General features: G+C 54.7%; 18 protein-coding genes and 4 pseudogenes. 11 read left to right on the top strand and 11 right to left on the bottom strand.

Annotation, left to right across the window (positions count from 1 at the left end; genetic code table 11):
* The first annotated feature begins 11 nt into the window (after positions 1–11).
* Complete coding sequence (locus CUC55_RS07580) at positions 12–884, top strand: NaeI family type II restriction endonuclease (protein ID WP_103087443.1); 873 nt, start codon at positions 12–14, stop codon at positions 882–884.
* A gap of 541 nt (positions 885–1,425) precedes the next feature.
* Positions 1,426–1,905, top strand: coding sequence for a hypothetical protein (locus CUC55_RS07575; protein WP_067650635.1), 480 nt, complete (start codon positions 1,426–1,428; stop codon positions 1,903–1,905).
* Positions 1,906–1,972: 67 nt separating this feature from the next.
* Here the strand turns inward: CUC55_RS07575 and CUC55_RS07570 are convergent, their stop codons facing one another.
* The 5 genes from CUC55_RS07570 to CUC55_RS07545 all read right to left on the bottom strand — a co-directional run bounded on the left by CUC55_RS07570 (position 1,973) and on the right by CUC55_RS07545 (position 9,921).
* Positions 1,973–2,635 (bottom strand): DCL family protein, encoded by a 663-nt coding sequence (locus CUC55_RS07570; protein WP_425352794.1) that lies wholly within the window; start codon positions 2,633–2,635, stop codon positions 1,973–1,975.
* Positions 2,636–2,751: 116 nt separating this feature from the next.
* On the bottom strand, positions 2,752–5,205 hold the full coding sequence (locus tag CUC55_RS07565) for a DEAD/DEAH box helicase (protein ID WP_425352793.1): 2,454 nt from the start codon (positions 5,203–5,205) through the stop codon (positions 2,752–2,754).
* A 149-nt stretch (positions 5,206–5,354) separates the two neighbouring features.
* Positions 5,355–6,314, bottom strand: a complete 960-nt coding sequence (locus tag CUC55_RS07560) for a HamA C-terminal domain-containing protein (RefSeq protein ID WP_103087458.1) — start codon at positions 6,312–6,314, stop codon at positions 5,355–5,357.
* A gap of 1,016 nt (positions 6,315–7,330) precedes the next feature.
* A complete protein-coding gene (locus CUC55_RS07550; RefSeq protein WP_158667364.1) occupies positions 7,331–8,623 on the bottom strand; it encodes an ATP-binding protein in 1,293 nt (430 codons plus the stop codon).
* Positions 8,624–8,781: 158 nt separating this feature from the next.
* A complete protein-coding gene (locus CUC55_RS07545) occupies positions 8,782–9,921 on the bottom strand; it encodes an RHE_PE00001 family protein (protein WP_103087439.1) in 1,140 nt (379 codons plus the stop codon).
* Positions 9,922–10,110: 189 nt separating this feature from the next.
* On the opposite strand from CUC55_RS07545, the gene CUC55_RS07540 reads away from it, so the two are divergent.
* The 4 genes and pseudogenes from CUC55_RS07540 (at position 10,111) to CUC55_RS07525 (ending at position 13,789) form a co-directional block, all read left to right on the top strand.
* A complete protein-coding gene (locus CUC55_RS07540) occupies positions 10,111–11,259 on the top strand; it encodes a tyrosine-type recombinase/integrase (protein WP_103087438.1) in 1,149 nt (382 codons plus the stop codon).
* A gap of 23 nt (positions 11,260–11,282) precedes the next feature.
* Positions 11,283–11,729: a hypothetical protein gene (locus CUC55_RS07535; protein ID WP_067650606.1), complete on the top strand. Its 447-nt coding sequence runs from the start codon at positions 11,283–11,285 to the stop codon at positions 11,727–11,729.
* A 268-nt stretch (positions 11,730–11,997) separates the two neighbouring features.
* Positions 11,998–12,786: pseudogene (locus CUC55_RS23600) on the top strand (IS5 family transposase).
* Between the two features lie 4 nt (positions 12,787–12,790).
* On the top strand, positions 12,791–13,789 hold the full coding sequence (locus CUC55_RS07525) for an NAD(P)-dependent oxidoreductase (RefSeq protein ID WP_067650597.1): 999 nt from the start codon (positions 12,791–12,793) through the stop codon (positions 13,787–13,789).
* A 24-nt stretch (positions 13,790–13,813) separates the two neighbouring features.
* Here CUC55_RS07525 and CUC55_RS07520 read toward each other — a convergent pair.
* A pseudogene (locus CUC55_RS07520) lies at positions 13,814–14,037 on the bottom strand (sel1 repeat family protein).
* A 2-nt stretch (positions 14,038–14,039) separates the two neighbouring features.
* Here CUC55_RS07520 and CUC55_RS07515 point away from each other — a divergent pair.
* Positions 14,040–14,264, top strand: a pseudogene (locus CUC55_RS07515) (transposase); the annotation flags it as partial.
* A gap of 64 nt (positions 14,265–14,328) precedes the next feature.
* Here CUC55_RS07515 and CUC55_RS23595 read toward each other — a convergent pair.
* From CUC55_RS23595 to repA, 5 genes and pseudogenes are all read right to left on the bottom strand, one after another.
* Entirely contained in the window at positions 14,329–14,892 is a 564-nt protein-coding gene (locus CUC55_RS23595; RefSeq protein WP_425352792.1) for a GGDEF domain-containing protein, read from the bottom strand.
* 1,225 nt (positions 14,893–16,117) lie between these two features.
* On the bottom strand, positions 16,118–16,708 hold the full coding sequence (locus CUC55_RS07505) for a hypothetical protein (RefSeq protein WP_067650591.1): 591 nt from the start codon (positions 16,706–16,708) through the stop codon (positions 16,118–16,120).
* Positions 16,705–17,946: pseudogene (repC, locus tag CUC55_RS07500) on the bottom strand (plasmid replication protein RepC). The gene CUC55_RS07505 and the pseudogene repC overlap by 4 nt, the downstream one beginning before the upstream one ends.
* A 155-nt stretch (positions 17,947–18,101) precedes the next feature.
* A complete protein-coding gene (gene repB / locus CUC55_RS07495; RefSeq protein WP_103087436.1) occupies positions 18,102–19,097 on the bottom strand; it encodes a plasmid partitioning protein RepB in 996 nt (331 codons plus the stop codon).
* A gap of 84 nt (positions 19,098–19,181) precedes the next feature.
* Positions 19,182–20,372 carry a plasmid partitioning protein RepA gene (repA, locus tag CUC55_RS07490; RefSeq protein ID WP_103087435.1) on the bottom strand — a complete coding sequence of 397 codons (1,191 nt, stop codon included), beginning with the start codon at positions 20,370–20,372 and terminating at the stop codon, positions 19,182–19,184.
* Between the two features lie 385 nt (positions 20,373–20,757).
* On the opposite strand from repA, the gene traI reads away from it, so the two are divergent.
* The 4 genes from traI (at position 20,758) to CUC55_RS07470 (ending at position 23,035) form a co-directional block, all read left to right on the top strand.
* On the top strand, positions 20,758–21,396 hold the full coding sequence (gene traI, locus CUC55_RS07485) for an acyl-homoserine-lactone synthase (protein ID WP_067650581.1): 639 nt from the start codon (positions 20,758–20,760) through the stop codon (positions 21,394–21,396).
* Positions 21,393–22,370, top strand: coding sequence for a P-type conjugative transfer ATPase TrbB (gene trbB / locus CUC55_RS07480; RefSeq protein ID WP_103087434.1), 978 nt, complete (start codon positions 21,393–21,395; stop codon positions 22,368–22,370). Before traI ends, trbB begins: the two co-directional genes overlap by 4 nt.
* Positions 22,360–22,743, top strand: a complete 384-nt coding sequence (locus CUC55_RS07475) for a TrbC/VirB2 family protein (protein ID WP_103087433.1) — start codon at positions 22,360–22,362, stop codon at positions 22,741–22,743. The genes trbB and CUC55_RS07475 overlap by 11 nt, the downstream gene beginning before the upstream one ends.
* On the top strand, positions 22,736–23,035 hold the full coding sequence (locus CUC55_RS07470; protein WP_067650575.1) for a conjugal transfer protein TrbD: 300 nt from the start codon (positions 22,736–22,738) through the stop codon (positions 23,033–23,035). The genes CUC55_RS07475 and CUC55_RS07470 overlap by 8 nt, the downstream gene beginning before the upstream one ends.
* Positions 23,036–23,045: the final 10 nt, after the last annotated feature.

The following is a 23,045-nucleotide window of genomic DNA, read 5'->3' as shown; positions in this document are numbered from 1 at the left end:
GAACATCGTGCATGTCCAGCGCACCCCTTGATTCGTCTCATGAAGATTACCCCGTCCTTTNCGATATCGAGCAGACGCTGATTGGTTGTGCCGGCGNCGTCCGCGAGTTTTCCGAAATGGTGACGGTCCTTTTCCGGCAGGCGTTTGATGAAGTCATCGACGCTCCGCGCACCAACCGATTCACTTTGGCCGAGATCGAAAAGACCGAGAAANCCTACATTGGCACAAAGGTGGAAATTCTTCTGCGCAATTATTTGAAATTGCCTAAAGGAAGCATACTTGATGTGTGCGTGAACGGTGTGGAGGTCGATATCAAAATGACCACCGCTCGTGATTGGATGATCCCACGCGAGAGCATCGGCCGACCTGCTATTCTCTTGAAAGCTGACGAAAAGCGGGCTCTTTGCGATGTCGGTTTGATCATCTGCCGTCCGGGATATCTGAGAAGCAGTAACAATCAGGACAAGAAGGGCCAGATTGCCGCGGCCCATTACGTCAATATCTGGTGGATGCTGTATCGTGAGCCCTATCCAAAGAACTTTTGGGAAGTGCTACCTTTGACGGACCGCAACGCGATAATGGCGGCTGGCTCAGGGAAGTGGCGGCTTGCAACTCTGTTCGAACGGATCCAACGTCAACCGATCTCGCGAAGCCAGGTGCAGGCCATAGCGCAGCAGCACGACTACATGAAACGGCTTAGAAAAAATGGCGGTGCCCGCGACATACTGGGTCCGAAAAACATAGCAATCCTATGGGGCTCGAAAGATCGTGAATTGATCGAACGCTTCAAACTAGGGCCTATTACGGCGGACGAGTTTGTTTCCTATCAGGCCTTAACCGAAGACGACATCGCGCTTCTACGTTACCACGATCATATCGATTAACCATGGACCTCAATGGCAAGCTGGGTCTCCGCAGGTCCCACAAGTCTTGTTGGTTTCCATACGGAACTGAGCCGGTTGGGGTGAGGACGAAAACTTGGTCCACCAGGGGTAGTTCATTTACTCCTACGCAGACAGACTTCGGCCCGTTGAGCTTTACATCAGGCTTGGCAGTTCGCGCAATGACGAGATGAGTGACCGAAAGGAGAGCGCGAAGTTGCCATCGTCGTAAGAGGCAAATGACGGTGGATTGCACTTATTGGACCGATCCCTTGACCTATAACTAAAGAAAGCTATCAAACTGAAATCAATCAACAGCCGTTACCTGCCGATTGTCCTGGGCCGAAGGCGGCCGGACTCCTGTGGTACGCACATGGCGCACCAGGTGATCAATAGCGATGACGTTCGCATAGTGAGATGACACTCAAGAACTTATACCTGAACAAATTCAGAACATCGGCTTTGACAGCGGCAAAAAANCATGGATTACTGCAAGTTACGGCGCACATAGCCGATCTACTTTGCAAATCCAATAGGATAAANCATGGCCAAAGATGCAGCATTACTTTCTGAACTGCATAAGTTGATCGGACAACGGATAGATTCCGGGGTGATTGCGCAGCCAGGTCAGATTGTAGACGATGTTTTTAAAGGCAAACCGCTTAGTGGCTACCATTCAGATTTTTACAAAGCTTTCGCTAAGAAGCAATTGGTCAGTGTCGTTACCCAGATGCTCAAGCGCATCGGCATGAGCGATGACCCCGCATCTCCGCAAATGGCCTTTCCGGGCCATAGGCGTTTAGTCAAATCCTACCCGGTTCTTAGAAATGGTGAACGTGCTCTTGTGCCCCTAAGCCTCTGCACGCCGCTAGAACTCTCTAATCATATATCGCTTCTCCGGAAGCAGGCGAAAGGATGTGAAAATCACGCTGCCGAACTAGAGGAATACGTGGCCAGCAAAGTAAGTTTAGAAAAAGCAGAGGCGGTGAATCAACCAGTGCAACTTGCGCCCGAGTCGGCCTGAGTAGTAATGGTAACGAAGCGGACGGTGCCCTCTAGAAAGCACAATTAAGGGGGCATTAAAGTTGGTCCTAGCGAAGGCGTATTGGCCGCTGAATTTCGTTCGGACTATCGACCGTTCCTGCTTGAGGTCCGGCCGCCACGATCCGCAACACAGCAACGGAATTGTGGAAGGTGCGGAAGGCCTCGGCGTCTTCGATCTTAGCAAAACTTGTCGATATTTGTCTGTCCGCAGAAACAGTAAGTAGTCCCTCAGGAACCACATCAGACCACCCCCGCAACTCCTTGTAGTCGTTCACAATCGTAATGAATGCAGGATAGGCATGGTTTAGGCGGGCGTTCATGAATGAAACCAGTTCCCCGCTTATTTCACAAACTATACACCCATTTTCGTCAGAAAAGCTGTCGAACTGCTTTTCCTTTGCTCGTCGCAGATCTTTGCTCACGGCATTGTGGCAAGCGTCATAGAACTCCTGCATTTTCGGTTTCGCACTACCCGTGATCGCACTAATGTACGAGAAATCGGTATCCGTGCCATCAACGCGGTAGACCCAAAAACCTCGCGTTGGATAGCCGTTCACAAATGATTTNCTTTTTNCAAACCGATCGATACCCTTCCCAGTTTTCGATGGGCCTTCTGAGAGCAAAAGGTCATATCGCTCCAAGAGAGCACCTAAATCGAAGTGATCCTCGGGATCGGTGATGGTCTCTCCATCATCGTAACGGGCAAGCATCTCCTTGAAATGCTGTTTAGCCGCCAATTGGGTTTTCCAAGACTTGCCATTCGATAACTCCACACCCTTCGCCATGTTTTCCTCCCAGAACGTTAAGCGCAATGCTGCGGACGGACTTAGGTAGTTCCCATTCCCAACATTTTCTCCCTGACTTCTCGCAGTATAATGACAGGAATGTCCATACCATCTAGCTCCCGGTTGTGGGTTTGTACCCACTCCAAACATCCAGACTTGTCAAAGTCGTCTCGAACAATTTTCTCGTATAATGCAACAGCACTCATTCTAGAGAGGCCGAGTTCCATCAAAGACAAANGAGTCTTACTGGAGACCCCAAACTCCAGCGCTACACCAATATCGAGGTCATTGTCGATCAGGTCACTTCGGCCCACCTCATTCAAAAAGAGTTGGAGAATATCAAGATATGCTGCTAAGTATTTGGGAGCACGAAAGCGCGCCGTTTGCTCAACGAGATCCATTGTGTCGCGAATAAGCTTTGGCAGCTTATATTCAACACCGTTTCGTTGATGCCATTCGATGCGCTTCCTAATGATTGCTGAAAGAGAGAGCCCTTTAAGCCACTCAATAACAATCAGAGCATGCAGCTTGAGGAGACCAGGCGGCTGGAAAGCCGGATAAAGATGCTCATTCACGAGTGTAAATGCATCGACCACACTATCGTAATCATCCGCGCTTCCCGGCGGGGAGATCAGCAGATTCTGAACATCTCCTGAGTAGGCACGGAAGGCGGCCAGAAGGGCTTGCATCCCTACAGCGCTAACCCNTGGATGCCGTATCGCGATATCCGCAGGGATCGAAATCTCCGCCGCCAAGATACCTAACTGCGCGTTGATGTTGGTCAGATCGTCAGGATTTTGCCGCTTCGCAAAGTCCGCCTCTGCAATCGAACCTAGCCGCAGATAAGTGGTGAGAAGATAAGCTCCAACTTGCTCCAGCTGTGGGTGGTCCAAAAGTTCGCGCTCGGTTGCCATCGCACGGTTAGACAGAAAGTCAACCATCCGACCACCGGCGCTCAAGACAGCGTCAGTTTCCCTCTTTATCGGGTATCGCGCACGGCTCGGAACTCCAGTTGGCCAAGCGTCAGTGTCGTCAGGATCAATACAGATAATGTTCCCCTGAAATTCATCTCCCCAGCGGCCAGCTCGNCCGGCCAGGTTCCAAAAATCATGAGGTTCCATCGGCTTGCCTTTCCCCTTGCGCGGCCCTCTGACTACGATGGTTCGGCATGAAAGGTTGACGCCTTCGATCAGTGTTGAAGTGCAGACTAGGAAGCGGAGTTTACCTTCTCTGAAAAGACGCTCCACCTCCATCCTGATGAGCGAGGGCATGTTACCGTAGTGAAACGCTACACGCTTCTCTACGAGTGCAGCGAGACCGTAGCTACGATGAACGCCTTTTCGTGCCAAATCTGCAAGCGCGGAGAGTTCGACGTCAACGGTATCAGTCTGCTCAACGAGCTGACTGATAAGAAAGGCAACTTCTTCCGCTTCAGCAGCACCGTTGGTGTAAACGAGGGTACCACCTCGCGCGCCAGCTGCCGCAGCGATAAACGCGAGGCGCTTCCTTAACCCATCTGGCTTGTTGGGAAGCCTGAGAATGCCGAGACTGCGATGCTCAAGCCCTTGTCGTAAATGAAGATGCCATTCTTTAGGGCGTCTTGGGACGTGTGTGGCTGTAACAAGATTCTGGAGGACGGTCGGGACATCACTGTCAACAGCAAGGGTCGGAATTCCGATAGGTGCGTCGTCCAGTAGCTCGCCAGGATTCTGAGTTGCCGGACTTATAAAGACGACGCGCATCGAAACGTTAGCACGAGAAACCCTCTCGATAGCATCCTGCAATACAACACCGCGTTGATGATCTCCGATTTTGTGAGCCTCATCGACAACCAGCAAATCAACCAAAATTTCATCGCCCAATAGATTGGCGAGCAGGTGCAAGCGTTCCTGAGTGAACACTAGGACCAAGCCATTCTTTTTAGCAACGGCGTCTAAATACTTTTGTCTAATCGGCAAGGACGAGACATCAATGTTATCCAGTCCCATGCCCTTCAGAACACTTTTGAGACTTTCTTCAATCTCAGTTACGAGTGCACGCGTTGGTGCGAGATAAACAACAATGTTTGCTTCATTCACGCGAATGCGGTCGATGAGCCATTGGAGGACCAGAAATGTTTTACCAGAAGCGGTAGGGGCGGACGCCGACATCCAAGACTTTTCACCGGTGGCTCCGGACCAAAAGCTGTGCTGGAATTCATTGACGGACAGTCTTGCTCCAGTTGCCTCAAGAAGGACAGAATTCGCGATTTTACGGCGCTGCAATTCTAGGCGTTGCGATACCCCTAGGCGCCCCTCCAGATCCGGCACCAAGCGCTCGCGACCTAGGGCGAGATCAATTGTTCGTTGATTAGAGAGTTTGTCCAGCAATATCGCCCCGGCGTCACGCACCACAGAACTGGTCTCGAGCGTCAATGCAGCTGTCGCAATGCGCAAAACGGCTTCTTGGCATGCCCGAGATTTTGAACGTGCAAGGATACTCCCTGCGAGCAGCATCCTCTCCCAGTCTATAATCTGCGCATTTTCAGCAATATTCTCTTCCGCAATTAGGTTATCGATTTCAGCGACTACCGTAAGCTTCGTCAGAACGGCTAGCTCTTCTTTCACCCCCTCCTCAAGCAACCATTGCTGCAAATCTTCTTGGCTCATCGAGTTCCCCCNAGCGCCTCAAGGAAATTTGCGCGAAATTCATCTGCCGATGGTATGGGAACGCAGAAGAACTCGATTTCAAACTGGTCAAGCTTTTCAAGCTTTAGACGATTGCCAACGTTAGTCGACCACCGTATCAATTCCTTCTTTGCGGCTACGACCAATTCTTCTGATACAATTTTACTTCCATCAGCAGGATAGATGTCCGCATCAAATCCTATCAACGCCAACCCGCAGTATTGCACTCGGTTAGAGAGCGGAGACTGTCGATTGAAATATAGTTTGAATGCCTCTGTTAGCGACTTATCGCTCAAATCCGCTTTATCGCTCAGCAAGACAAGATCTCTTTCGCGCTCTGCACCTTCATGATCCTCCTCTGCCAGGAACGGTGCAAGTGATGCAAGGCAGTCACGGATCGCGGTAGTGGCATCTCCATAGACCTTTGACTCACCCCAATAGAGCTTTAAAAGCCCTTCAGCGGTAACACCAGCATAAACACCATCTGCTCCATGGTAGTGCATGCGGGTGTCAGTCTTGAGATCCATTTNGCATAAGATCTGCGGGATCTTGAGAAACCTCTCGGCAAGAAGAAAAAGAAGCAACTCGCCGCCTTCGCCTGTTTNCTCAAGATCGGTAAAGACCGTACACGCCTGCCGATGGATCTCGGCGACCGCACTGCTTGATCGATATTTGAAATCCCGCTCTCTCGCCTGTTGAAGTTTGGATCGGGGAATTGCGTAGTCTGCGACCGCATTTCGCATAAACTCGGCGAGCCTTTTCGGGCGGACTCGGCCATTGCCGTCGACTGTAAGACAGTGGCAGTGGATTTTTACATTGTGTCCATCGATGACCACATCGCGCTCAACCAGCTGCAAATGAACGCCAAGCTCCTCTGGGTCACCAGCGAGAATGTTTACCAGATCGTCGGCATTGATTTCAGACAGGCTAAACCTCATCGCGAACAACAAAATCGTGGAATCGAATCACTGAACCTGTGCCATTGAAACAACTTCTAATTTTGAATTGCTAGGGACTTTTACTTTNCCGACCAGTCCTCCCGTAATATTATGTTCAATCTGACGACAATATTCGGCGATCTATCTGGCTGGCTTGAGGTATCGGTCCACATCCAGGTAAATTTCCCAGGCCTTTTGCGGCGTCGTCTTTGCCAGCGCTAAATACGCCCGCGCACATGCCGCTTGTGGCGAAAGATTTGAAGTAATCGTATCGATATCACGATACGCGGCCGATTGAACGGCCGGATCTTGATCACTAGTCAATCGGATTGTTTNGAAGAGCTCTCGGATTACTCGAGCACGATCTGCTAGAAGCTCTTCGCGATCATTCAAGCTGAAAAAATCAATCGTAACCTGGGCCCTGATCTTTTCAAGCCCAGTGGCGTGAATAGGTTTNGCAATGACGCCTTCAAACGTGATGAACAGCTCTGGATTGTCGCCGAGTGACCCGTGAGGGAAANGCAGTAAGGGAGTCTCTGAGGCGTTCAGCGTAGCAATGTCCGTCGTCGCCACCCCTCGAGGTCCGAGGATGGGAAAATAGTCTCGCTTTCGATCAGAATTGCAGCCCTTGCAGGCGCAAGCATAATTCTCAACATCATAAGCCAGCCAATAATAACCCGTGTTGCTCGGTACGCCGGTTCCAAATGCGTACGTTAATTTTGGCGTTCGTTTGGGATAGGGCCAGTTCGTCACCCTCCCCTTTGGGCGAAAATGCTCCACATCATGTTCTGACTTGCCGGTGAGTTTTCCGCCGAGGACACGCTCACAAAAAACACACTTATCGTGCTGCAGGTCCATAAAGACCGTTTNGACATCGCTCCAGATAGAAGCGTCTTCTTGGAATTTTCCGGCTGCGATAAACGCATTGCGCCTCGTCGCAGCCCGCGTGCGCCAACCGGCATCGACGGCATCAACGCGGGCTTCCAATTCAGCCTTCGACAGAACCGCATATCGGATCACAATGCTTTGCTCCGCTCGCCAAAACTCTTCAACCATTCTGGCGCATCCCCTGCCTCTGGAGGGTCCTCGCCGCCGCCAGCCGATGCGCCTCTAAGAAAGGCCAACGCTGCACCTCTCTCGCCGCGCTCAGCTGCCTGCGAAAGATCGCGCAATTTGTCAGCAAATTCCGGATCTCTAGACGAATCCAAACCGAAGACCTCGGAACGCAGCAGTTGATCGGCGCTCAGTCCGAACGTTTCTTCCTCTGGCCTTCGCACCTCGGGCGTGGGCCCGCTGCCCAGCATCACGTTGTAGATATTGGAGCGCTCCAATGTGCTTACCAGTAGTGGACTATGCGTCGTGAAGATGAACTGAATATTCTTCAACGTGCGCGACAGAGTTGGGATGAGTGTCCGCTGCCAGGCAGGATGAATATGCAAGTCGACTTCGTCGACCATTACCACACCACGGCTCTCTACTAGCTTAAAGCCAGACGGTGCACCCATGCAAAGGTGGTAGAGCAGGTCTCCAATCCAGCCGATATACAAACGATAGCCGTCGGACAGCGCGGAGTACGGCAGCCTTAGCGTTCTATAACCGAAAAGGTACTCGCCACCTTCGAGCTCTTCAGTGAAAGAAATCGACGGAGGCATCAGACGTTTGAGCAGATTGGCAACTTGCTTGTAACGCCCTGGGTTCTCATCACGCCATCTTGGGAGCCATGCGCTGATTGGTGTTAGTGCGAAATGCTCTTCGAATAGTGATGCAACTCGTTCGTATCGCACTGCGCGCGCCTTACGTCGGCTCGCCAGATCATTCGCAGACAACACCTCGGTCCGCCTTGTGGCCCCGTAGCCAACGAAAAAGAAAGCGCTATTGTCATCTTCAAAGAACTGCTCATCGACGACATCTGTCGAAGGCTGCAGAAACTCAATATCTCCACGACGTAGGATCTGCGCGGCGAAAGTCGAAGCATTACCATCCCGCCCTCCGTCTTGCTGATGCAGGACTACTTCCGTCGATACCTCCGCGCTTTTCACCTGCCCGCGTGCAGATCTACGGATAAGCGAGCGCGGTCGATAGCCCGATGATGGGGCGATAGGAGACATCAGGGACAGCGCTACCGCACTCAAAAGAGTACTTTTCCCCGACCCGTTGTTGCCCAGAAACACGTTCACGTTGTCCAGCCGAGGTGGCCAACGCGAAACGTCCTCAAAAGATTCGTTCTGCTCGCGGCCAGGATAAAGAAGATCCACTTCCGCCGTTCGAAAGACCCGAAGATCACGGATTTTNAGACGTCTAACGTACATTTTGACCTCACGGGTGCCGAACTCAGACCTTAGCAAAAANGTGCACATTTGCACAGTAGTCGCCGTCGATCGTCAAGTTTCGATACAAAAACGCTGCGCTTCAACGAAAACACAGGGCGAGCCTACATGAAGTGGCGGCGATAGGTCAGCTCGACTGCTTATTGTACCCCCNACGCCCGAAACCTCCCCCTCCCCGTCATCTCCCTGAGCCCCAGCTCCAAAACAATCCGCCGCGCCGCCTGCGGCGTGACGTCCAGCGTCTTGGCCACCATCCCGGCCGACACGAGCGGTTTCGCCATCACCAGCTCGACCAGTTCCGGCAGTTTTGAAGACGTCCGGCGCCCGTCCAGCTTTCGGTCCATCATCGTTTNCGCCAGCATCAACCGGTCATGCTCTTTCAGACCGAGCTCGGCGGCCGCGATCAGGCCGTGAGCAACGGCAAGCAGCCGCGTTTCCCTATCGCGATGCCGGCGTCGATCGACGGGGATGGTTTNCAGGCCAAGGTTGATGGCGGCCAGATGGGCGCCGGTGGTAATCCCCGCCTGACGCAGGATCGAGGCGCAAAACAGCCGGCCGAGCCAGGGCGCATGCTGAAGGACGGAGAGCTCGTTCCAGGCATCGAGGGCAGCGATCGCCTGCAGCACCGCCGGCAGGTCTTGCACTTCCCGCAATACGCCGCGCCATTCGTCGAGTCTGGAATCCTCGTCCCAGTCGAGATCATAGATCATCGGATCTTTGTCTGGGTCGCCGCCACGCCCGGGCCGCGTTGCGTTTTCGATCGCGGCCTCCGATCGGGCGAGAACCGCATCGATGGCGGCATAGTCGACGCCGGGAAGCCCTCCGGCTTCGTCGATGTCCTCCCCCTCCCCTTTNAGATCATTCAAGCCAGCGCGCCGAATGCCGCCCGCCACCTCTCTCTCCTCGGCGCNGACCGGTGTGATCTCCGCGGTTTNCCGCAGCGTCCGAATGCCTTCCTGCGATAGTGCCCAGTTGGGCAACTGCGCGGCAATGCGTCGGCGGGTGCGAAGGACGTCGCGGGCGATGGTGAGTTCGTGGGTGGGGGTGCGGATGTCACGGGTGGCGTCATGCAGGACGAGGTCTTCGAGGTGGACGAGTTCGCCGTCGATCCACAGCGAGGCGCAGGCGTCAGAGAACTGGCTGCGTTCTATAAAGCCCTGGCCGACCGATGAACGGGCGATACGCTCGTCCAGACGCGTAAGGGCGATACCGGCGTCGAAAGCCGGCCGCATCAAGGGTTTCATGCTGATTTTCGCGAGATCGTAAGCCATTGAAATCATGGTAAATGATTTCTTAAAGGAACACTATCCGATTATTACGGTTCCTAACATGCTATGGTTGGGGGTTGAACTTCTAACCATCGATAAGTACCTCTTATCGATGGTTGTTGATTTCGTGGCTCAAATCGAGGAGAATCGGGGCAAATCACGGTCCTAGCGGCCGCCGAAACCCGCGATTCTGGAGCCAACGTGGCCAGACCGACAAAATCACAGACATCCGTCGAGCGGCGCGCCGAAGAGCTCGACACGATTGCGTCCGTTCTGCCGCTCGAACGGCGCGACGAACTTGCCGAGCTTTTGACCGACCAGGACATCGAAACGCTGCGCCACCTCGTCAACGCCGGAATGGGTGCCAACACACTCCGGGCGTTGACATCGGATCTCGCCTATCTCGAAGCCTGGGGCCTGGCAGCCACCGGACGATCGCTGCCCTGGCCGGCACCCGAAGCCCTTTTGCTCAAATTCGTCGCGCATCACCTGTGGGACCCTGAGAAAAAANCGACCGATCCAGATCATGGCATGCCAGCCGCGGCGGATGACAATCTCCGAAGGCAGGGGTTTCTCAAATCCGTCGGCCCGCACGCGCCAGCCACCGTGCGTCGGCGTCTGGCCAACTGGTCGACGCTGACAAAGTGGCGCGGCCTCGATGGTGCCTTCACCTCCCCTGCCCTCAAATCGGCCATTCGCCACGCCGTGCGGGCCGTCCCTCGGACGCGACGCCGTAAGAGTGCCAAGGCGGTTACGGGCGACGTGTTGGCAAAACTGCTGGCCACCTGCGCGGGGGACGGCCTACGCGATCTGCGTGATCGGGCGATCCTGATGGTCGCCTTTGCCTCCGGTGGCCGTCGGCGCAGCGAGATCGCCGGACTTCGGGTGGAGCAATTGACCATCGAGACGCCGATCGAGATGCCGGACGGCCCTCCCCTCCCCTCTCTTGCCATTCATCTCGGTCGGACTAAANCAACGTCCGGTGAGCAGGACGATACCGTCTATCTCACCGGCCTGCCGGTCGAGGCTCTCTATGCATGGATGGCGGCGGCGGAGATCGACAAGGGCAGTGTCTTCAGGGGGATCGGGCGATGGGGGACGGTGTCGAAGCGAGCTATCGATCCGCAGTCGGTCAATGCGATTTTGAAGCAGCGGGCGGAGATGGCTGGGTTGGAGGCGGGGNAGTTTTCCGCCCATGGGCTGAGATCTGGTTATCTGACCGAGGCTGCCAATCGCGGCATTCCCCTTCCCGAGGCTATGGAGCAGTCGCGTCATAGGTCTGTTCAACAAGCATCCAGCTACTATAACAATGCCACGCGGCGCAGCGGTCGAGCGGCAAGATTGCTGTAATTGAGAGGCTCGGAACTTACTAAATGACAATCTTGTTCAAAACGACGATCACGGAAGACAAGGCATTTTCAAAAATCGAGGAGGCGCTGAACACCGGTCAGGAATACGACGGCTATTTCAGTATCGCGGACGATGATGGCGAGACGCCTCTGCCATGGGGGCCATCAATGAGCGGTGAAGAATTTCTTGCGAAAGTGAGAGAAATGCTGGAATTGACGTGGAAAGCAGCCCGGTTTTGGGTTGTCTATGACCGTCGAGAGGATCGTGGAGATCCTGATGCCATCGTGATGCGCAATGCAGCGTTTCGTATCTCACGCGGCTATAACGGCGTCATCGTAGCTTCGTTAAGTCTCCTCGGACGGAAAGACGCTGAGCAAGATCTCGAACTGATTTTCGTCTGTTTCAGAGAAGATTTCCAACGTCGCAACTTTAGAATTCGCTTTGAGAACAAACCCGTTAAATCTCAGTGATGCCGAGCCAGCCTTGCGCCGATACCGTTGAGAGTCGGCGTTGCTGTCGGTGCGCAGTTCTGATTCACTTCTTCTAAGGTTTTAAGAGGACGTGCCGCTCGATGTTGAACCCGTATAACAACGTTTCCTGCGCGACCATTCGTTCGCCCGAGTGACTCTGATTACTCAATAAGCTAGGTCCTGTTGACAAAGTGGATTCCCGAATCGGTGGAAGCATGATTCAAGACTGCTTTTTAGGAGGCGGTTTTGGCACGGCGACCTGACGGATATGGAATGGCGGATCATCGAAGGGCTTTTGCCCTCGGAGCGCGGTAGAAAGTCCCGGCCCGCGCATGACAATCGACGGTATCTGAACGGCATGCTACATGTTCTGCGGGTCGGCTGCCCNTGGCGCGACATGCATGAGCGCTACGGAAAGTGGAATTCCGTCTATGTGCGCTTCCGCCGCTGGGCGGAACAAGGGGTGTGGGCTGCACTGCTTGAAACGCTGGTCGAGTTGGGGCTGGCCGATGACCGGCAGCACATGATCGACAGCACCACAGTTCACGGCCACTCTCAGGCTGCGGGCGCTAAAGGGGGACTTATAAGGAGGCTTTTGGTCGATCACGTGGCGGCTTTTCGACGAAANTCCACGCCTGCGCAGACGATCAGGGAAGCCCTCTCGGCTTCATCCTGACAGGCGGAGAGGCTTCCGACTACAATGCTGTTTCTGACCTGCTGGCGATGCCGGTTGGCAAGCCGAGGCGGTTTCTTGCCGACAAAGGATATGACGCTGACTTTCTACGCGAGGAGTTGCTGCTCCAAGGGACCAGGCCGGTCATCCCGCCGAAGGCCAACCGGAAAGCCCCGCCCGCCTGCGACTTTAGAGCCTACAAGGATCGAAACCGCATCGAGCAGATGTTCAATCGGATCAAGCAGTTCCGTCGTGTTGCTACCCGATACGACAAGACCCGAAAATCTTTCGAGGGCTTCCTCGCCCTGGCCGCCGCAAAAATATGGTTGCCATACTGTTGTCAACAAGACCCAGGTTTGTTCGGGTAGTTCATTTGGAGGCTAAAATCTTGACTGTTGCTTTGGTGGGAACGTCGTCCTTTGATCGGTTCTTCAATCCAGCCCATGACGCGTTGCAACGGCGCGGCCATGGTGTGGCACGGTTCGTCACGCGCGAGGAACTGCTTGCCGCCGTTGATGCACTGCAGTCTTTGGAAATCCTTGGCGCGACCTCAAGCTTTGCAGCCGACCGGGAGCTGTTTGCCAGGATGCCGCGTCTGCGCGCACTGGTTTCTCCGTTCACAGGGGTCGAAGGGTTCGATGTTTCGGCCGCGACGGAAAACGGCATCCTCGTGGCGAATGGCCAGATTGCGGAAAACACCGTCAGCATGGCCGAGGCCGCAGTTCTCTTCACCCTGGCTTCGCTCTATGACCTTCATGGCACGGAGCGCTACCTTCGCGAAAACCTGCCGCGTCCCTCGCAGGTCCGTGCGCGCATGCTCATGGGAAAGACAGTTGGCCTGATAGGGTTTGGCAAAATTGGACAGGCTATCGCGGAACGGCTGTCTGTATGGGGCGTGAGGCTCGTCGCTTCGGTGCGCACGACGCGATCGATGCCCGCCTACGTCACCTCCCAGAGCCTCGATAAAGTGCCCGCGACAAGCGATGTCGTTATCATGGCGGCTGCACTCACTCCTGAATCACGGGGAATGCTGGATCTTGACGCGTTGCGCCGAATGAAACCGGACGTGGTGTTTGTCAACATCACGCGGGGCGGCATCATCCCCGACGATACACTCGCCTCGCTCGCCGCAGAGCGACCGGCTATGCGCCTTGCCCTCGATGTGTTCGACCCGGAGCCGTTGAAAGAGGATAGTCCGCTGCGCGACCTTCCGAACGCCATCCTCACCCCACACATGGTGGGACATACAATCGACTCTCAGATGCGCCTGCGGGAGGCATTTTGCGAGAACCTTCTCGCGGTGGCAGAGTGGCGGGTGCCTGAATACGTCGTCAATCCGTCTGTGATCGAAACGTGGCTGGTAAAACAGGACAGCCCACAGCTCTAATTGCGTCCGAGCTTGTATCACTCATCAGTGCATCGTCATCCATTCGCGGGCGGCGCGTAGTGCAGCGGCGAGTTCGGCCTTATCGCCGGGGCAAGGTCACCGCGCAGTGCTGCAGCCCGGTCGGAGCCCTTGATGGCGGCGATGTTCAGCCACTTGTGGGCGGCGATGAAATCAACGGCGCAGCCACGACCGGTCGCATACATGAGCCCCATTTCGAAGAAGATGTCGGCGTGATTGTCGCCGCCCATTCCAAGGGATCAGGCCGGTCATCCCGCTGAAGACAAACCGGAACGCCCCGCCCGTATGCGACTTCAGAACCTACAAGGATCGAAACCGCATCGAGCGGATGTTCAATCGGATCAAACAGTTCCGTCGTGTTGCTACCCGATACGACAAGACCCGAAAATCTTTCGATGGCTTCCTCGCCCTGGTCGCCGCAAAANTATGGCCGCCATACTTTGTCAACAGGACCTAGCCTGTCTCGAGTCGAAGTTCATACATACGGGTGGACAATGACCTGATGCGGCCAGTGAGGCTGATCATGCAACCGATACGACGCGCAGCTGCGGCGGCCTTGTCGGCGCCAACTGGCCTTCCAGAACGACCTGATTACGCCCGCCCGCCTTTGCCGCATAGAGGCAGACATCGGCGCGACAAATCGCATCATGCACCGAATGATCGTTAGGCCCCGTGGAAGAAACACCGAAACTTGCTGTGGTCTGGCTCAAGATTCCCGTCTCGTCCCAACCCTTTTCGGCAAACGAGACTCTCACGATATTTGCCATAATCCCCGCATCGGCAAGCGACACGCCCGGTATAAAAGCTACGAACTCTTCGCCGCCGAACCTAGTGACCACCGCGCCCGACGGCAGAAGTTCGGTCAGCACCTTGGCGAGACCGACGATGACCGCATCACCGGCCGCATGGCCGAATCCATCATTGACCTGCTTGAAGAGGTCAATGTCGCAANCCAGCACTGCGCCTGACGGAAAGCTGCCCTTCCGAAAATCTGGGACAGCCCGCTCGAAACCGCGACGGTTGAGAAGATCGGTCAGCGGATCGTATTCCGCCGCGTGGCGATGTTGGCCGATTACATCCAGCATCATTGTGCCAAGCACAGTGAGCGCCAGCAGGAAGCCCAGCACACTTGCCCCAACCTGCATAACGAAAGCGTAGTCGGACGACAGGAATTGGTCGAGTGAGACATAGCCGTCGCCGAACGTGGACAGCAAAAGCGAGGAAAACCGCACGATAGTTTCCGCAACAACCAGCCCGACCATTCCGGCAAGCAGTCGGTCGATCGGCCTTCTGATTTGATCCCGGACCTGCAAGAGCGGCAAAANTAGTAGAAGCGCGCATGCCATATCGCTCGAAATTAGCTCGCTCCTAAGATCATGCTTTTCGACGATAAGATAAGTGACAACGGCTTGAGCCAGAACGGCAATACTCAGGCGCAGGGCAAACAAGGAGCGGCCAAGGCCAAAGCGATGCAGAAGCGCCTGGCCATAAAAAANGAATGCGGCAAAGAAGAAGACGTTCGAGATCACCGCTTGAGCCTCGCGCGACAGCGCCACAAGCAGAAGAGGCGCACAGAAACCGAAGGCGGCAGCAATATAGCCTAGCCCCCAGTAAAGCCCGGAGGCAATGCCCCAGCGCTGTGTAAACAGAAATGAGCAGCCGAATGCCAAGAAGATAAACGGCAAANGATATGCGAAATTATCGTGCGATTCCATGAAGCCCCCGCACAATAAGCTTCCCCCGAAACACCAGTGCTGGGAGGAATATAGGGCCGGAAGATTAAGAAACCCTAGCTGCCCCGCTGACGGGCGCGGCGATGATCCGCCAGACAAGCGTGCTAATCTCGCCGACCCAGAACACACATTGAGGAGTGTGTCGCCAGCGACCTTGCTGCACGAGAGTGCTACCAACGCGGGACNTTCGTAGTCTTCGACCCAGACTGGCCTGAAAAACAACTCAGTTTGCGGCTGACCACGTGCGGCTAGGCAACTCGCCACGAAACCAATGGGTCGGAGATCGTCCGTCTTGACGTCCTGATACCGATCTTCATGGTATGCTCCCTTCCTCGTCTTTAATATCTCTCAAATCGTATAACACTATGAAATTTCTGATAAANTGACAAAAAAANCCGGCTGACAAGTTCTGCTACTCCTACCTCAGGGGACCTATCACGGGGCCGAATGCGATTGCGGCCGTTTGCTCCGACACGGGTTAACGCATCGCATGCTCCCTAAGAACAATATCCCTCAATTCGAAGCAATCGAGCGATTTNGAAAATGCCGAAAGACTAGTCGCCACCAAATTCATCTCTCACTTGACCGCCCGTCGGACGGTGCCGGTGATACCCAGTAAAATCTGGACGAGATACCATGATTGTTGGCGTTCCGAAGTCAACAGAGGCAGCCTTAAAGGCGGACCCCCAACTGCGCCGGTTCGAACTCCGACCAGCGCCATAGGATTGAATATCGTTGAGGTAGAGGTTCTTCGGAAAAGTCCTCCAGCTAAACTTTTGTTTGCCATGCCCGGTTCGCCTGATGGCACAGATGCCGGGAGGCGCAGGCAAAGCGTGATGTGATCGCATAGGATTGGCCAAGCGCGACCCCAACCTGATGTGTTCAAGAACTCATGACTCACAGCATACTTTTCGTCATTGTCGAGCTCGGAAATGATCTTATCCCACGCACGCAACCGGTCCAGGTGGTTAGTAAGATTATTGATGATGTTTGCAAACTTTGTCGCGTATTCGCCGGCATGACCTTGCCGGCATCCAGTGAATTGGGCAGAGTCCACGAATGGTATGGCATTAATTTGCCTCGGGTGCCGTTGCATCAAACGTGTCTCGAAAGCGTTGATATAGTCGACAAGTCTATCCGAGCGGTTCTGCGTAAAATCTTCGGTCACGCAACAGCACTCCCTTCACCGTTGGCCTTCAGGAGCGACATCAGCATCGGCCCGAGCGAAAACTCTCCCTGCTCCGATCTCTTCGTCAAGTCTCGCAGATAGCCACCAGGCGAGTTTATGAAATTCGATCGTTCGAGAATGCACGCCATCGCCACCGCGGCATTTTCGGGTCCCATCGCACTGCAGGCCTCCTCATAGGCTGACGGGCTGACGCCTAGCATCGAGCGGACCACCACGGCCGCCGTCATCAGTTCTCGCCAGTGTGCAATGCCGCCTACGGGACCGTAGTCGATAATCTGCGGGCAAGCCCTAAGGACCATACCAAGCGGGAAAGCCTTAATTTGTTCGAGTTTTGCCTTTGTCTTTGTGCCCGCCACACTCTTTGTTTTCGGTTCTTCCGGCACGTTTGCGCCCTGCTCTTTTTAAGAGCTAGGTTCAAGTTCATTTATAGATTCGGTTTTTGAATTCTGTATGTGCCGATCATTTGGAGCGGCATTGCCATGCATATTCTTAGATTCTACCTGCATCTCCAACATGTTGATGACTTCTTCACGCAGGAGCTCCATCTCTCCAAGTGTTGTGTCGACCTGGTTTCTGTCTGGATAGCGAGGATGCCGGCTAAGAATTCCAATGTATACTGTTTCAACATGCCCCCAATTGCCAGGGGCACCTTCCTCGATAGCAGCTGTAATTAGTTTGCGGACGTCTCGACGGCAAATCGTAAGCGTTTCTTNCGCCCGGCGAAACCGCATCCGCTCCGCTGCGACGTCCTGGGCCAGTAAGGCTAGCTCGGTGGATCGCGTGAGCAGCGGGCTCAGATCGAACCCGTATGCCTTTTCTATTTCACCATCGCGACTGCGATGTGCGTAACGTTTCCCGTTCGGACTATCACGACGCATGATGAGTCCAGCATCGACTAGCGCACCGAGCTGGCGCCGCAGTGTGCTTTCCGTGATCCCATGAGCGCGGACGGACAGCTGCGCATTGGATGGAAATACAACAAGCCCGTTCGAGGCGTCGAGTTGTGTATCAGGGTAGAATGTCAAAAGGGCATCGAGAACGGCAATTGCTCGGTCCTGAAGGCCGAAGCGCTCCCTCGTTTCGCACACATCGCGAAAGACCTTCCACTTTTCGACACGCGTGCTTGGTGTTGATGCCGCGATCGCGAACTGCTCTTTCACCAAGGCAAGCTTCGCTGGCCGCCGCCCAAAGGGCGTCGTTATATGTCCCGTATGCATTTTTCTTTCACCTTTCTTCAGGCAAAGGAAATTAGCTCACCAAATCGGTGCCAAGACTCTTGACTGTGATTCCGGGAAATGCGATTCTCAATCCTGCGAGAGATACGAGAGAGGCTTCCACGGTTTNCCGTTTGGGGGCCTTTTTCTTTNGCTGTTCAGTCTCCGTTGTTTTCCTGCTTCGACCCTCTGTACTCGACGTACAAACGATCCATGTGGGCTGAAAGCCACTCGCTGAAAGGTTTAGCTTCGACATTCGAGAGTTCGATCGCAACTTTCTTCGATTTGGCATTCATTACGAATTTCAGCGAAGAGTCAGTCGACGTCCAATCCTTCACGGAAGGACTGATCTTTGGCTTCTTGGCAGCTGATTTGACTTTGTAGCGCTTTAAAAAATCATGCAGTTCATCAAACCGCTCATCCTCGGTCAACTTCATGAAGTCGGCGGTTTCCGTATGCTCTGTGGCTACCTTCGAAAGAGCAGGGNCTAGAAGCAATTGACGGAGGCTCAGCCACCTATCGCGTCCTACTTTCTTGGATGCTCCTAGCGCCTTGAGGATCGAGGCCGGGACAGCTTCCACGACGCCCAGCATTTTCGAAAGCATCGCCTCGTCGATCGCAAGCGACGACCGAACCACGTCCTTCGTCATTCCAGACTCAATCAGGTTCTGTGCGAAATATGCACGCTCTATGAACGACAGGTTGGAGCGAGCGGAATTCTCCTGTCCCTGTGCAATAGCAGAAGTAACATCGTCCAATTTCTTGACGACTGCCTTGACCGAAATTCCAAGCTCTCTGGCGACCTTGAGACGGCGATGACCGAAGACAACCATGAAGCGTTGGCCGTCTGATGAGCTGGGGCGAACCAGAATCGGCGTTATCTGGCCGGATTCCCTTATCGCCTGCTTGAGCTCCTGGTATTCGTCGCCATCGTCGGAAAGGCGATCGGCGACAAAGGAACCGTCAATTAACTGCGGGTCCAGATCGACGATGACCTCGCCCTGCATCAATTTCTTGCTGTTCTCCGCCATATCCTCGATCGACCGAACGACGGTCTTAGCGGCCCCTGTCATGCCGTATCCAGGTTTTGTCGGCGTCTGGTTTGACGCGATTGACGCCATGTCGAGTTTNGCAAANGGATTTTCACGTGCCATAGCCAGCCTCCGAACTCGCTTTCATCGTCGACAAGGAATTGAAATCGTTCCCAAATACCTCTGAAAAANCGGCTGACAAGTACGTCATCTGCGCCCCCATGCGCCGTGGATCAAGTCCTGGATTTCACCATTGGCCGCGTTCAGGCTCTCCATTGCCCGATCATAGGTAGACCGGACGAAATCGCCTCGCTCCACCTCGTACAGTGTTTGCTTTTTNATAGACGCGTCAGAAATGGCCGTTGATTTGAGCACATGATTTCGCAACATCTGTTGTGCGAACATGGATTGCATGAACCCGACCATCTGTGCCTGGGGGATGTCGGTCGGTTCGAAGCGCGTCACGAGATAGCGGAACCACTCGACACGCATCTCCGCCCCCGCCTCTGCGACCGGACCCATGATACCGCCCAGCATCATCAGGAATTGGCTCATTGACATGATATCCAGCATCTGAGGGTGGATCGTGATCAGAATACCTGTCGAGGCCATGAGCGCCGTGATCGTCAGATATCCAAGTTGTGGCGGGCAATCAATGACCACCACATCATACCTGTCGTCCACCTGCTTCAGCGCATTGAAAATGCGCATATAAAACAGCCGGCCGTCTTCACCTTTCTTGGAGGATATTGCCAGGGGGACGTCATACTCGTACTCCTGCAGGACCAGATTTGCAGGCACGACGTCAAGACCAGGGATATTGGTTGGCTGTATAACGTCTGCAATAGATTTCCGCTCCTCATCGAAACGAAGAGCCTCATACAGGGACGCCGTATCATCGAGTTCGGGCTGGATCCCGAAAAGGGAGGTGAGGGACGCCTGAGGATCAAGATCGACCGCCAACACGCGATGGCCGGTGAGAGCAAGGTACTGTGCGAGGTGTGCGGCAGTAGTGGTCTTGCCACTCCCGCCTTTAAAATTAACAACCGAGACGACCTGCATCGGTTCGCCCTCACGTCGCCGAGGAACGTAATACCTTTNGTCAGATTTCTTATTGGCCTCAAGATAATCCCGGAGTTCCAACATTTGATCAGCCGTATAGTAGCGGCGTCCGCTGACCGACTCTATCTCCGGGCCCTTCCCGTCAGAATGAAGTTGTCGGAGGTGGGTCTGGGTAACCCCCATAAAATCCGCGACTTCCCCTAGTTGGAATTTTCGAAGTCCTTTGCGAGCATCAGGAGGATACTGCTGGCTGCGTAACATATGCAACGCGTTGGAGATCTTGGCACCCTGCTGGGCAATCTCAATATCAAATCGGTTGGGCAGCGAGTTGCTCATTTNGCGAACTATTNCCAGTAGGGCATCACTTTCGAAAAAGTGGCCGCGAAGCCGTCATTTGAGAAACTATCTCGCGATTCCCATAATGCCGCAAGGGATTTAAAGTTAACGAAGAATTAAGACGCGGAAGGCCGTTTCTCATTGTTTTNGAAAAATTGTTAACAAANTCAGCTTTTNAACTCAATTTCGGACGAGTTCGTTCACTCTCCGTTTTACTGTGAATCCTACAAAGACTCCTGTGCAAAGCGACTTCGAAAGAAAGACAGGGCGCGACAACGTCTGTGAGAGGGATCCGACTCACGCTTCGACTTGTAGGATTATACAACTGCCGAGCCCTTCGAATCTGTGCTGATTTCCAAACCGTCCAACAATGACGGAGGGATTCATGCAGGTAATCGCGTTCTCAACACCCCGGACGATTCAGGAAGCTCGCCTCCTTCACCTCCAATACCAGCTTCGCGCGCGGGTGTTTTCCGATCGCCTTGGTTGGGAGGTCGATGTAACGGCAGGTTGCGAGTCGGATGGCTTCGATGCCCTTCGACCGACCTACGTTCTCGCGATTACCGAGACCGACCAACTGGCGGGATGCGCGAGACTTCTCCCGGCGCTTGGTCCGACGATGGTGTCCGACGTTTTCCCCTCGCTTCTCCCAGACGGTCAACTCATCGGTCATGCAGCGATGATCGAGAGTTCTCGGTTTTGCGTCGATACCACCCTCGCGGAGGGGAGGGGAAAAGGCTCGGTCCACCAGGCGACGCTGACCATGTTCGCGGGCATCGTCGAATGGTGCATGACCAATGGGTACACCGAGATCGTCACGGTAACCGATCTTCGGTTTGAGAGAATCCTCGCTCGCGTCGGATGGCCTTTGCGGCGTTTGGGCGAGCCGAAGAAAATCGGCGTGACAATCGCGGTCGCTGGCACACTTCCCGCCGACGCGGACACATTCGCGAGGCTTCGACCCTCCGACTACTGTTCTGAACTCGACCCTTCTCGGTCAGGTAGCCTAAGGAGACATTCGTGAACCAGCTTCGCTCTCATCCCAGACTTGTCCGCAAACTTCAGGAAGCGCTGGGCGATCAGCTTTGTGTTGCCCTGGATGACGCGACAGTCGTCGAGATCATGCTCAATCCGGACGGAAGACTGTTCATCGAAAGAATTGGCCATGGCGTTACGCTGGCTGGCGAGATGTCATCTGCAGCAGCGGAANTGGTGATCGGGACTGTGGCGCATGCACTTCAGTCCGAAGTGGACACCGAGCAGCCGATCATCTCAGGCGAACTGCCAATCGGCGGCCACCGGTTCGAGGGGTTGTTGCCTCCAGTTGTCGCAAAGCCCGCATTCACCATCCGGCGCCGCGCATCACGCCTCATTCCACTCGAAGACTACGTTCGCACAGGTGTGATGACCGAATATCAGGCCGCCACGATCCGTAGCGCGATTTCAGCGAGGCTGAACATCATCATTTCCGGTGGGACGGGCTCTGGTAAGACGACGCTTGCGAACGCGGTGATCGACGGAATCGTCAAATCGGCCCCCGAGGATCGTCTGGTTATTCTCGAGGACACTGCGGAAATACAATGCGCCGCCGATAACGCCGTCCTCCTGCATACCATTGATACGATCGACATGGGGCGATTGCTCAAGAGCACCATGCGGCTGCGTCCCGACAGGATTGTCGTCGGCGAGGTTCGCGATGGCGCAGCTCTTACACTGCTTAAAGCCTGGAACACTGGTCATCCGGGGGNCGTAGCGACCATTCATTCGAATACCGCCATGTCAGCGCTGCGGCGTCTCGAACAACTGACCGCTGAGGCGAGCCAGCAGCCGATGCACGAGGTTATCGGAGAAGCGGTAGACCTGGTCATCTCCATCGAGCGAACACCGCGCGGGCGGATCGTACGCGACATCATCCAGGTCGAGCGTTTCATCAACGGACAGTACGAAATCGAATCCGATCAGCTCACGGAAGAACAGGAGGCGCGCGATGTCGCGTAACCATACCCTCATCGCCGCCGCGTTCGTGGCGGCACCCATCGTTTTNGCCTCGGTTGCGCCTGCGCTGGCCAGTTCCGGAGGCGGGCTTCCCTGGGAAGGTCCTTTGCAGCAGATCCAGGAGTCGATCACCGGGCCTGTCGCGGGTGCGATCGCGCTTGCAGCCGTGGCGATCGCCGGGGGNATGCTCATCTTTGGTGGTGAGCTAAACGATTTCGCACGGCGACTTGTCTACGTCGTCCTCGTTGCCGGTATTCTTCTCGGCGCTACCAACATCGTCGGCTTGTTCGGCGCGACCGGTGCGTCGATCGGGCTGACCGAAGTGGAGATGATGCCAATTGTTCCAGACGTTGGAGGGGAGGGGGATCATGGCTGAGTCCCTGTCCGGCCTGCGGCGTAACCGCATCCATCGCGCGCTGTCTCGCCCAAATCTGCTGATGGGCGCCGACAGGGAACTGGTGCTGATCACCGGCCTTGCGGCCGTGATCCTGATCTTTGTCGTAATGACAGTTTACTCGGCGCTTTTCGGTGTTGCTGTCTGGGTCGTGATCGTCGGGCTGCTCAGGATGATAGCCAAGTCTGATCCGTTCATGCGGCAAGTTTATATCAGACACATTTCCTACAAGCCTAACTACAAGGCGACCACTTCGCCCTGGCGACGGTATTGAGGAGGAGGCC

Source organism: Agrobacterium bohemicum (genome assembly GCF_002896715.1).
GTDB classification, from domain to species: Bacteria; Pseudomonadota; Alphaproteobacteria; order Rhizobiales; family Rhizobiaceae; genus Agrobacterium; species Agrobacterium bohemicum.
The sequence above is the reverse complement of the archived record's forward strand: the minus strand, read 5'-3'. Positions and strand labels throughout refer to the sequence as shown.

What these genes read in the sequence shown, in the direction of transcription:
- CUC55_RS07575 (WP_067650635.1), top strand. Translation starts at nt 1,426, where the DNA reads ATGGCCAAAGATGCAGCATTACTTTCTGAACTGCATAAGTTGATCGGA.
- CUC55_RS07535 (WP_067650606.1), top strand. Translation starts at nt 11,283, where the DNA reads ATGACAATCTTGTTCAAAACGACGATCACGGAAGACAAGGCATTTTCA.
- traI (WP_067650581.1), top strand. Translation starts at nt 20,758, where the DNA reads ATGCAGGTAATCGCGTTCTCAACACCCCGGACGATTCAGGAAGCTCGC.
- CUC55_RS07470 (WP_067650575.1), top strand. Translation starts at nt 22,736, where the DNA reads ATGGCTGAGTCCCTGTCCGGCCTGCGGCGTAACCGCATCCATCGCGCG.